The 10232-nt window shown below is 68.1% G+C and carries 11 protein-coding genes and 1 pseudogene; 7 read left to right on the top strand and 5 right to left on the bottom strand.

Annotation, left to right across the window (positions count from 1 at the left end):
• Positions 1–68 precede the first annotated feature (68 nt).
• A complete protein-coding gene (locus A4U64_RS19815; RefSeq protein ID WP_006931915.1) occupies positions 69–521 on the bottom strand; it encodes an Lrp/AsnC family transcriptional regulator in 453 nt (150 codons plus the stop codon).
• A gap of 122 nt (positions 522–643) precedes the next feature.
• Between A4U64_RS19815 and A4U64_RS19810 the strand changes: the two genes are divergently transcribed.
• Positions 644–1276, top strand: coding sequence for a LysE family translocator (locus A4U64_RS19810; RefSeq protein WP_306430609.1), 633 nt, complete (start codon positions 644–646; stop codon positions 1274–1276).
• A gap of 20 nt (positions 1277–1296) precedes the next feature.
• Here the strand turns inward: A4U64_RS19810 and A4U64_RS28580 are convergent, their stop codons facing one another.
• From A4U64_RS28580 to A4U64_RS19795, 4 genes and pseudogenes are all read right to left on the bottom strand, one after another.
• Positions 1297–1731: a hypothetical protein gene (locus A4U64_RS28580; RefSeq protein ID WP_198163317.1), complete on the bottom strand. Its 435-nt coding sequence runs from the start codon at positions 1729–1731 to the stop codon at positions 1297–1299.
• A 21-nt stretch (positions 1732–1752) separates the two neighbouring features.
• Positions 1753–2309, bottom strand: a pseudogene (locus tag A4U64_RS28575) (MBL fold metallo-hydrolase); the annotation flags it as partial.
• The gene (locus tag A4U64_RS19800; protein WP_065923007.1) at positions 2303–3085 is read right to left on the bottom strand and encodes an enoyl-CoA hydratase/isomerase family protein; all 783 of its coding nucleotides are present in this window, start codon (positions 3083–3085) and stop codon (positions 2303–2305) included. The gene A4U64_RS19800 and the pseudogene A4U64_RS28575, both read right to left, overlap by 7 nt.
• 46 nt (positions 3086–3131) lie before the next feature.
• On the bottom strand, positions 3132–4754 hold the full coding sequence (locus A4U64_RS19795) for an AMP-binding protein (RefSeq protein ID WP_065923006.1): 1623 nt from the start codon (positions 4752–4754) through the stop codon (positions 3132–3134).
• A 164-nt stretch (positions 4755–4918) separates the two neighbouring features.
• On the opposite strand from A4U64_RS19795, the gene A4U64_RS19790 reads away from it, so the two are divergent.
• From A4U64_RS19790 to A4U64_RS19770, 6 genes are all read left to right on the top strand, one after another.
• The gene (locus A4U64_RS19790) at positions 4919–5779 is read left to right on the top strand and encodes a helix-turn-helix transcriptional regulator (RefSeq protein ID WP_065923005.1); all 861 of its coding nucleotides are present in this window, start codon (positions 4919–4921) and stop codon (positions 5777–5779) included.
• A 186-nt stretch (positions 5780–5965) separates the two neighbouring features.
• On the top strand, positions 5966–7327 hold the full coding sequence (locus tag A4U64_RS19785) for an MFS transporter (RefSeq protein WP_065923004.1): 1362 nt from the start codon (positions 5966–5968) through the stop codon (positions 7325–7327).
• Between the two features lie 32 nt (positions 7328–7359).
• Entirely contained in the window at positions 7360–7530 is a 171-nt protein-coding gene (locus A4U64_RS28885) for a hypothetical protein (RefSeq protein WP_232334113.1), read from the top strand.
• 93 nt (positions 7531–7623) lie between these two features.
• Positions 7624–7893, top strand: a complete 270-nt coding sequence (locus A4U64_RS28880; RefSeq protein ID WP_232334112.1) for an amidohydrolase family protein — start codon at positions 7624–7626, stop codon at positions 7891–7893.
• A gap of 68 nt (positions 7894–7961) precedes the next feature.
• Positions 7962–8942, top strand: coding sequence for an NAD(P)H-dependent flavin oxidoreductase (locus A4U64_RS19775; RefSeq protein WP_065923002.1), 981 nt, complete (start codon positions 7962–7964; stop codon positions 8940–8942).
• Between the two features lie 272 nt (positions 8943–9214).
• Complete coding sequence (locus A4U64_RS19770; RefSeq protein WP_006931919.1) at positions 9215–10231, top strand: ABC transporter substrate-binding protein; 1017 nt, start codon at positions 9215–9217, stop codon at positions 10229–10231.
• The last annotated feature ends 1 nt before the right edge of the window (position 10232 follow it).

Below are 10232 nucleotides of genomic sequence, written 5' to 3'. Positions count from 1 at the left end.
GGACACCGTCCTTCCTGGGGCGTCGGTACGCTCCGGACCGCGTAGGCCACGGAGCAGTGGTCGGGGTCCTACAGGGGCAGGGGACGGTTGTCTACCACGCTTTTCATGACGAGAGTGGAGCTGAGGCGCCCGACGCCGGGGAGGGTGGCGAGGGATTCGTCGTAGAGCTTCTGGAAGGCGGGCAGGTCGCGGGTGATCACCCGCAGGAGGTAGTCGGGGTCGCCGAACAGTCGTTGCGCTTGCAGGACATGGGGTATGGCGGCGACGGCCGGTTCGAATGCCTCGAGGGTGTCGCGGTCGACGGTGCGCATGGTGACGAAGACGAGCGCCTCGAACGTCAGGCCCAGGGCGCCGGCGTCGAGCTGGGCGCGGTAGCCGGTGATCGCGCCGGAGCTCTCCAGCGCGCGTAGGCGGCGGTGGCAGGGCGAGATGCTGAGTTGGACCCGATCGGCGAGTTCGGTGACGGTGAGCCGCCCGTCTTGTTGGAGCTCGGCAAGGATCTTTTTGTCGACGTTGTCCATGTGGAAGATTTTCCCCCAATTACACGGTTCTTGTGAAAACTATGGGAACGAATTCCAGGTCGATCTCCCTAATCTCTCTATCGGGAACCGCCAGGCGTCCTGGCGGTCCGAGAGTGTGAAGGATGAGTGAGGTCATGGCGGGCGGTACCGTTGCTGCGTTCTGGGCGGTGTCGTTTCTGTTCGTGCTGACGCCGGGGGCGGATTGGGCGTACGCGATCGCGGCGGGGCTGCGGCACCGCACCGTGGTGCCCGCGGTCGGTGGGATGTTGTCGGGGCATCTGGCAATGACCGCGGTGGTGGCGACCGGCGTCGCGGCGCTGGTGGCCCGTTCGCCGTTGGTGCTGACCGCGTTGACGGCGGTCGGGGCGGCGTACCTGGTGTGGCTGGGGATCGCGATGCTCGTCAAGCCCTCGGCTCTGCCGCAGGCCGGGGCGGAGCAGGCGCCGGAATCGTGGGTGCGGCAGGCGGTCAAGGGTATGGGGACCAGCGGGCTGAATCCGAAGGTGCTTCTGCTGTTCCTGGCGCTGCTGCCACAGTTCACCGACACGGACGCGCGGTGGCCCCTCGCGGTGCAGATCGTGCTGCTGGGTGTGGTGCACACGGTCAGCTGCGCGGTGGTCTACACGGGGGTGGGGACGGGGGCGCGGGTGGTGCTGCGCACCCGCCCCGCCGCGGCGCGGGTGGTGACCTGGATTTCCGGTGCCGCGATGATCGGAATCGGTGCGGTACTGCTGATCCAGCGGGTGGTCGGATAGGACTCGGCGACAGCACGCGTTCACGTGCGGTCCGGAACGGCGCGTGCGCGCGACGCCGACCATTTCCGGGGAAACGGCACCTGCAGCGTTCCCGGCGTGACCGGGATGTGTTCGGCGGCGGCATGTAGTCGATTGTTCCGCGCGACGACGGCGCCGCCGCGGATCATCGTCTCGACCAGTTCGGCGGCGAGCGCCTCGGGTGTGAGGCACAACAACCGTGCGGCGTCGGTCAGCCAGGCGCGTGCATGCAGGTAGGGCTCGACCTCGTCGGCGGGAATGCCGCCTCGAATCATCAACGCGAAGACGAAAATTCGACGTGCGCCGTACCGCACCGCGCCGTCCGGGTCGTCGACGTGACGCTGGCCGCGACGCCGTGCACTGGCCAGTGCTCCGTCGGTGTCGGCGGGAATCGGTCCGTGCGCGGGCAGCAGCACCCGTGGCCGAAGGTCGGTCAACCGGTGCAGCGATTGCAGGGCCGTGCGGGCCGCGTCAGGGCCGTCGAGGGCACTGTCGACCCAGCCGACGTCGTAGTCGGACAGCGCGTCTCCGACCACCAGTAGTCGCTCCTCGGGCTGCCACAGCGCCAGGTGGCCGGGTGTGTGGCCCGGGGTGCGGACACCTCCCAGTCGGTGTCGCCGAGCCGGAGCACCTGCCCGTCGTCGAGCGGTTCGTCGACGGTGTACGGGGCGACCGGCTGGTCGAGGTATTCGGCGAGACAGCAGCCCGGGTCGCGTCGGGCGACGGCGTCGGCGTCCGGGGCGCCGGCCGCAATACCGGCACCCCTCGCCTGCGGTAGCGCGTTGCCGCCGACGTGGTCGGCGTGCCAGTGCGTGTTCACGACCCGGGTGAGATTGTCGCTGTGCGCGTGCACCCATTCGGCTGTCTGCTGCGCATGGCCGACGAAACCGCTGTCGACGAGCGCCGCTTCCCGCCCGTCGAGCAGAAGCAGGTTGGTATCGGGAAACGGCCGCTGCCGCCAGATCACCCAGGCGGGCAACTGCTCGTCCGCGCCGCCGTCCACCCTGGTCACCATCCCGCGGGGCGGCCCTTGAGCTGTTCCCAGTACCGACGGTGGGCGCGCCGGGACGGCTCGCTCGTCATGCCGGCGGCCAGCTCCTTGCGGTCGAGCGGGTCGCACAGGTCCGCGATGTCGCGCAGGGCGGGGGCCTGCAGGGCGCGCTTGGTGTAGGCGTAGTTCTCGATGCAGTCTTCGGGGGTCAGTTCGGCGATGGCGACGGCGCGGCCGAGCAGTTCCTCCGCCGGTACCAGCTCGTGCACGATGCCCATGGCGTGCGCCTCGGCCGAGGTGAAGATCTCGCCCTGCAAACAGGTTCGCGAGGCCACCGGTTCACCCCAGGCGTAGGCCAGCATCCGCAGATATACCGCGGGCATCGGGATGCCGATCGGCACCTCGTTGATCCCGAACCGGGCCCCGTCGGGGACGGCGACCCGGCGGTCACACACGGCGGCGGTGATCAGGCCCCCGGCGAATGCGTGCCCGTTCACCGCGGCCACCGTCGGCCGTGGATAGGTGAACAACCGCATGTTCGTCGCCCGGTAGTCCTGGAACCACGACGCGACCTCTGCCTCGTCCCCGGCGAAGAGCGGAAAGTGCTCGGCGAGATCGAGTCCGGCCGAGAACCGGGTGCCGGTGCCGGTCAGCACGACCGGGGACTGTGGGTGGTCGCGTTCGAGTCGATCGAACGCCTCGTGCAGGTCTGCGAAGAAGGCGCGGTTCTGTGCGTTGACCGGATTGGTGTTCATCGTCACGACGGCGACGCGTCCGCGGCGTTCGATGGTCCAGCTCATGTCGGTTCCTCCGTATCGAAGGTGAGTGTGTCTCGTGGTGTGGGTTTCAGGCTTCGAGCCCGAGCATGTCGATGGCGTGTTCTCGCATTTCCACCTTGCGGATCTTCCCGGTCACGGTCATGGGGAACTGGTCGACGCAGTGCACGTACCGGGGGATCTTGTAGTGCGCGAGCCGGCCTCTGCAGAATTCGCGGAGCGCCGCCGCGTCCCAAGGTGCGGCACCGTCACGCAGCCGCAGCCACACCATCAGCTCCTCGCCGTACTTGGCGTCGGGCACCCCGATCACCTGGGCGTCGAGAACGTCCGGATGGGTGTAGAGGAACTCTTCGATCTCCCGCGGGTGGATGTTCTCGCCGCCGCGGATCACCATGTCCTTGATCCGCCCGGTGATGGCGACGAAGCCCGCTTCGTCCATCACCGCCAGGTCACCGGTGTGGATCCAGCCGTCGGCATCGACCGTCTCGGCGGTCTTGTCGGGCTGGTTCCAGTAGCCGAGCATCACCGAGTAGCCCCGGACGCACAGCTCCCCGGGTTGCCCGGAGGGCACGGTCTCACCGGTTGCCGGGTCGACGATCTCGAGTTCCACGTGCGGGTGGGCCCGCCCGACGGTGGAGACCCGTCGGTCCAGGGAGTCGTTCGCCCTGGTCTGGGCGGAGGCGGGGGACGTCTCGGTCATCCCGTAGGCGATGGCCATCTCGGGGGCCCATTGGGTGACCTGCTTCATCACTTCCACCGGGCACGGCGAACCGGCCATCGCCCCGGTGCGGATCGAGGACAGGTCGTAGGAGTCGAAGCCCGGGGCATCGAGCAGGCTGATGAACATCGTCGGCACCCCGTACAGGGACGTGCATCGCTCCTCGGCACACGCGCGCAGCGTCGCCACCGGGTCGAACGCCGGGGCCGGGATGACGACACACGCGCCGTGCGTGCTGGCCCCGAGGTTCCCCATGACCATGCCGAAGCAGTGGTAGAACGGCACCGGCACGCAGATCCGGTCCTGTTCGGTATAGCCGAGGAGTTCACCGACGAAGAACCCGTTGTTGAGGATGTTGCGGTGGGAGAGGGTCGCGCCCTTGGGAAAACCGGTGGTCCCCGAGGTGTACTGGATGTTGATCGGATCGTCGGGGGTCAACCCGTCCTGCACCTCGGCGAGCCGGTCCGGCGAGGCCTGAGCGCCCCGGCGCAGCAGCGCCGCCCACTCCTCGCCGCCCAGGTGGACCACCTTCTCGAGACTCCGGCACCGGGGCGAGACCTGCACGATCATCGCCGCGTAGTCCGAAGTCTTGAACGACGGGACCGCGAACATCAGCCGGATTCCCGACTGGGTGAGGACGTACTCGAGTTCGTGGGCGCGATAGGCGGGGTTGACGGTCACGAGGATCGCGCCGACCTTCGCCGTGGCGAACTGCACGATCGTCCATTCGGCGCAGTTCGGGGCCCAGATCCCGACCCGGTCACCGAGGGTGATTCCCTCCTCGAGCAGCGCTCGTGCCAGAGCGTCGACGTCGGCCCGAAGGTCGGCGTACGTCCACCGCCGCCCGGTAGGTACGTCGACCAGAGCCTCGCGGTCGGGAAACCTCGCGACGGTCCGGTCGAAGTTGTCACCGATCGTCATCTCGAGCAGTGGCTGCTCGGCCGGACCGACGGTGTGGCTCAACCTGGTGTTCATGTGTGTTCCTCCGTTCTCGAGGAGGAATATGGCCTGGGAGAGGACCGGTGCGGGACCCCCGAAGGTAGGTCCGGCGGCCCGGCACCCACCTTCGGGGGTACGACGTTGCCACGGTGTGACGGCACTCACTAGCTTCAATGGCAGATGCGTAGTTGGAGGCCCACATGATCACGTCATTCGAATCAGGTACGCCGGTCGAACGGCGCATCCTCGCGCGCTCGCTGGAGACTCTCCGCAAGCACGCCGGAATGGACATGGTGTTCGGCGGGCCGGTGCAGCACGGCGCCGTGGCGATGGAGATCACCGACCTGACCGGCGTCCGCACCCGCTCGGCGGTGAACCTGGTGGTCCGCAACGGTGAGGGACTCGGCGGAAAGGCGCTGATGCTCGCCCGCCCGGTCTCGGTGGCCGACTACTTCTCGGCCCAGGGCATCACCCACGTGTACGACCACGCCGTGCGCCCGGAGGCGATCGAAACCCTGGCCGCCTTACCGATCATCGTCGACCGGATACCTCGCATCCTCATCTACCTGGCGGCCCGTACCCACGTGCGCCTGGGCGACCGCTGGTTCGACAGCTTCACCCCACTCGTCCGGCGACTCGAGCGCGACATCGCCGTCGAGGACGAGGTAGGGCGGCGTCTCAGCTTGATGCGGACCGATATCCAGGCCGACCGGCCGGCGCTCAGCCGCGCCGACCTGCACGACATCGCTCAGGAACTGGCGGACCTGGCCGGGCAGATCGAGGACGACGTCCTGCGTGCCCGGATCGAGGCGGTCGGGAACCGGTTCGCGCCCGTGCTGACGCCGGCTGCATCGCAGGAACCACCCACTGTGCTGCGGCCCCGCGAGATCGACGTGCTCGAACACGTTGCGCGGGGTCTGAGCAACCGGGAGATCGCCGAGACCCTCGGCCTGTTGCCCAACACGGTCAAGTCCTACCTCAAGAGCGCCATGCGCAAGCTGCACGCGAGCAACCGCGTGCAGGCGATCCTCGCCGCCCGCGAGCGCGGCCTCATCCGCTGACCCCTCTCCGCCCGCAGCCCCGCACCTCCAGCGGACATTCCCTGCCCACGACGTACCCACGAAAGCAGCTACCCGGCAACACAACCCACTTTGGGGGGTGTAGCGGTCGGTGTAACGGCGCTCACACTGCTCGTCGTACCCCAGCCCCTCCGCCAGCCGGACGGGCCCACCGAGCAGGAGATCACGATGTCCCGAACCGTCGACACGGTGACGAGCCCACCGACCACCCCGATGCGCCGCGTCGCCATTGCAAGCTGCACCGGCACCACCATCGAGTTCTACGACTTCTTCATCTATGGCACCGCGGCAGCGCTGGTCTTCCCGAAGGTCTTCTTCCCCGCCCTCGGTACCGCCGCCGGCACCGTCGCCTCCTTCGCCACCTTCGCCGTCGCGTTCGTCGCCCGCCCCCTCGGAGCCGCGATCTTCGGCCACTTCGGCGACCGGATCGGCCGCAAGAAAACGCTGGTCAGCACCCTGCTGCTGATGGGTATCAGCACCGTGCTCATCGGACTGCTCCCCGGCGCCGCCACGATCGGCGTAGCCGCACCGCTCGCGCTGATCGCACTGCGGATCACGCAAGGCCTCGCCGTCGGCGGTGAATGGGCCGGGGCGACCCTGCTGGCCACCGAATACGCCCCCACCGACAAACGGGGCCTGTACGCGGTATTCCCACAGCTGGGACCGTCACTGGCCTTCGCGTTGTCCAACGGCACCTTCCTGGCGGTCAACCTCTTCGTCGGCGAGACCTCGCAGGCGTTCCTCGACTACGGCTGGCGAATCCCCTTCATCGCCAGTGCCCTCCTCGTGCTGATCGGCCTCTACGTCCGGCTCGCGGTCGAGGAAACACCGATGTTCGCCCGGCGATCCACCCAGGCCCGCCGCGCCGGCGCCGGACCCCTCCTCGGAGTCTTCAAGAATCAGCCCCGTGAGCTGCTCCTCGCCGCCGGATCCTTGGCGATGATGTTCGCGTTCTTCTACATCGGCACCGCCTACCTCACCTCGTACGCCACTGCCACCCTCGGCCTGAGCCGCACCACAGTGCTCTCCCTCGGCCTCCTCGCCGCCGCCGTCTTCTGTGCCGCGATCATCCTGTCCGCCATCCACTCCGACCGCATCGGCCGCCGAAAAATGGTGCTCGCCTCCTGTCTCGTGGCCATCCCCGGAGGACTGGTGCTCTTCCCCCTCCTCGACACCGGCTCCCCGGTCGCGTTCCTCGCCGGCCTGGCCCTCACCCTGGCCATCATGGGCGTCTCCTACGGGCCCGCGGGCGCACTGCTGCCGGAGATGTTCCACACCGAGTACCGCTACACGGGCGCCGGCATGGCCTACGCCATCGCCGGGGTCATCGGCGGCGGCACCGCTCCCATGCTGGCCGCGCACCTCACCTCCCAGTACGGCAGCGCCGCCGTCGGGTGGATGCTCGCGGGCTTCGGTCTCCTGAGTCTGTTCTGCGCACTCATGCTGCCCGAAACCCGGCACCGCGACATGGAAGAGACCGGAACCGACGAGGACAGCCGAGCGGCCCACCCCGTTCCCGAAACCGCCTGATCCGACACCACCGACACGAGAAAGGGAAAACGATGACAGACACGATCGATGCCTGGATGCAGCACCCGACCCAGCGATGGCTGGACATGCCCTTCCTGGACTCCCTGCGCCGCTGGTCGAAGGGAACCATCCCCGAGGCCGAACCGCCGGTGTTGTGGACCCTCGACCGCATGGACGAAGCGGGCGTCGAACTGGCATGTTGAGCGCCCGGTACGCCCCGGCGGGACCGCTGATCAGCAACGACAAGGTCGGCGACATCGTCGAACGTCACCCGGGTCATCGTGGGTCACATCGGCGTGCCATGGACACATGAAGCCATTTCACTGGCCACGAAGTACCCGAACGTCTACATCGACACCTCCGCATACAAGACCTCCCGCTATCCGGCGGAGATCGTCGACTACCTCCGCGGACACGGCCGGCACAAGGTGCTCTTCGGTTCCAACCACCTCGCCTGGCCGGCACCCGACTGCCTGTCCGGGTTGGACAAACTCGAGTTCGACGAGAAGACCCGTACGGCGTTCCTGCGCGAGAACGCGATTCGCGCATTCAATCTCCCGTTCTGACCGAAGCAGACATCGCTGAGCAGTCCGGTCATCCGCCAATCGGCGGTCAACCCACACCGAGGAAGCATTTGTTCACCAATATCTTCACCGAGACCTTCGGGATCGAGCACCCCATCGTGTGCGGCGGCATGACCGCCGTCGGCACCGCGGACCTGATCAGCGCGGTGGCCAACGCCGGAGGACTCGGGTTCCTCACCGCCCTGACCCAACCCACCCCTGAGGCGCTGATCAAGGAGATCGCCCGCTGCCGCGACCTCACCGACAAGCCGTTCGGCGTCAACCTGACGATCCTCCCGACCATCCGGCCGGTGCCCTACGACGAGTACCGGGACGCCATCGTCGACAGCGGCATCACCATCGTCGAAACCGCAGGCGGCAACCCGCGACCGCACCTACCTGCGTTCAAGGCCGCCGGTGTGAAGGTGATCCACAAGGCGGTCTCGGTGAGGCACGCCCTCAAAGCCGAACAACTCGGCGTCGACGCGATCAGCATCGACGGCTTCGAGTGCGCAGGGCACCCCGGCGAGGACGACGTCCCCGGGCTCGTGCTGATCCCCGCCGCGGCCCGGGCACTGTCCATCCCGATCATCGCCAGCGGCGGAATCGCCACCGGCGCCGGTCTCGTCGCCGCCCTCGCGCTCGGCGCCTCCGCGGTGAACATGGGCACCCGTTTCATGGCGACCACCGAGGCACCCATCCACGACAACGTCAAACAGCAGATCGTCGACAACACCGAACGCGACACCGTCATCGTCTTCCGCGAGTTCCGCAACTCCGCCCGCGTCGCACGCAACTCGGTCTCCGAAGAAATCGCCACCATCTCACGCCGAACGGGTGCGACCTTCGACGACGTCGCCCACCTGGCCAGCGGTGCCCGTGGCCGCGAACAGGTGTACGGCAACGGCGACGTCGAAGGCGGACTCTGGTGGGCCAGCCAGGCCCAAGGCCTGATCCACGAGGTCGCCAGCTGTGAGGAAGTGCTCGGCTCGATACTCACCGAAGCCCGGCAGATCATCGCCGAGGAATTGCTCGGCCAGATCACCGGCTGAACCACCTTCACGATGGACCGAAGGGCGAGCGCGCCTTTCCGAAACTGCTACGAAGGCGCACGGACCGGCTACGGACCGTGCGCCTTCGTGGCCCCCTCATCCGGAGCGACGAAAGCTGTCCTCGCGTGCTGTCCCTCATGGGGCACGAGGATCGGCGCAGACAACTGTGCGCAGGACCGGGGACGTAGCGCTTGGCGCCCGCACCGAGTTCGGTTAGCCTAACCAATCAGGTCCGGGCGGGTGCCCGGCGAACAGACATGTGGGAGTAAGCGATGCGGGTTGAGGGACGGGGCCGGCTGCGCCGCGCAGCGGTGTTCGGCGCGACGGCGGTGCTGGCCGTGGGCCTGGTGGGGTGCGGCAGCGACGGTGGCTCCGGCGAGGAACCGGCCGCGGACGCCACGCGCACGTTCGAGGCGCAGAACGGGCCGATCGAGATCCCGTCCGACCCGCAGCGCATCGTCGCCTGCGGCTACGCGGTGCTACCGCTGCTCCAGGCCGACGCGAATCTCGCCGCCGCCTGCGAATGGACCCGCGAGCTCGACAACATGGACGCGGAGACCAAGGCCGCGTACGAGGCGCTGCCCAAGGTGGCGCCGGACGGGGCCGTGAGCGAACTCGACTACGAGGCCGTCGCCGCCGCCGCGCCCGACCTGATCATCATGGGCGTGCCCGCGCGCGTGCAGTCGCAGCTCGACACGGCCAAGCTCGAGGCCCTCGCTCCGGTGGTCTTCCTCGGCCTGACCAACCCCGGTGACTGGCGCGGCCTCGGTGAGCAGTACGCCGACGCCGCGAACGTGTCCGACGCCTACGGCGAGTACAAGGAGCAGTACGAGGCACGCGCCGCGGAGATCGCCGGGAAGTACCGCGGCACCCTCGGGAACCTGACCTTCGCCGGCGTCTGCAACGTGTGCGGCACCGAGCCCGGTGAGTTCTTCCGCGAGTACGCCTCGTCGTACACCACCAACCTGTTCGAGGACCTCGACCTGCAGTTCCCCGGTCAGCCCGCCAACCCCGAGGACGTGCACGGCGAGTACCTCTCCGTCGAGGAGATCGGCCGGAACCTCGGGAACGTCGACGTCATCGTCTACGGCGTCGAGGCCGACGGCTCGGTCTCGCCCGAGCTGCAGGAGCTGATGGCCTCCCCGCTGTGGCAGTCCCTGCCCGCCGTGCAGGCCGGAAATCTGGTTCCGGTCAAACATTCCCACGCCGCGACCTACGAGACCGCGCTGCTCGCACTCGATTCCATCGACGAGGCGCTCGCCGCGCTGCCCGCGAACCGGCAGCAGTAGC

Source organism: Rhodococcus sp. WB1 (assembly GCF_001700945.1).
Taxonomy (GTDB): domain Bacteria; phylum Actinomycetota; class Actinomycetes; order Mycobacteriales; family Mycobacteriaceae; genus Rhodococcus; species Rhodococcus aetherivorans.
The sequence above is the reverse complement of the archived record's forward strand: the minus strand, read 5'-3'. Positions and strand labels throughout refer to the sequence as shown.

What these genes read in the sequence shown, in the direction of transcription:
- A4U64_RS28885 (WP_232334113.1), top strand. Translation starts at nt 7,360, where the DNA reads ATGACAGACACGATCGATGCCTGGATGCAGCACCCGACCCAGCGATGG.
- A4U64_RS19800 (WP_065923007.1), bottom strand. Translation starts at nt 3,085, where the DNA reads ATGAGCTGGACCATCGAACGCCGCGGACGCGTCGCCGTCGTGACGATG.
- A4U64_RS19785 (WP_065923004.1), top strand. Translation starts at nt 5,966, where the DNA reads ATGTCCCGAACCGTCGACACGGTGACGAGCCCACCGACCACCCCGATG.
- A4U64_RS19790 (WP_065923005.1), top strand. Translation starts at nt 4,919, where the DNA reads ATGATCACGTCATTCGAATCAGGTACGCCGGTCGAACGGCGCATCCTC.
- A4U64_RS19770 (WP_006931919.1), top strand. Translation starts at nt 9,215, where the DNA reads ATGCGGGTTGAGGGACGGGGCCGGCTGCGCCGCGCAGCGGTGTTCGGC.
- A4U64_RS19815 (WP_006931915.1), bottom strand. Translation starts at nt 521, where the DNA reads ATGGACAACGTCGACAAAAAGATCCTTGCCGAGCTCCAACAAGACGGG.
- A4U64_RS19810 (WP_306430609.1), top strand. Translation starts at nt 644, where the DNA reads ATGAGTGAGGTCATGGCGGGCGGTACCGTTGCTGCGTTCTGGGCGGTG.
- A4U64_RS19795 (WP_065923006.1), bottom strand. Translation starts at nt 4,754, where the DNA reads ATGAACACCAGGTTGAGCCACACCGTCGGTCCGGCCGAGCAGCCACTG.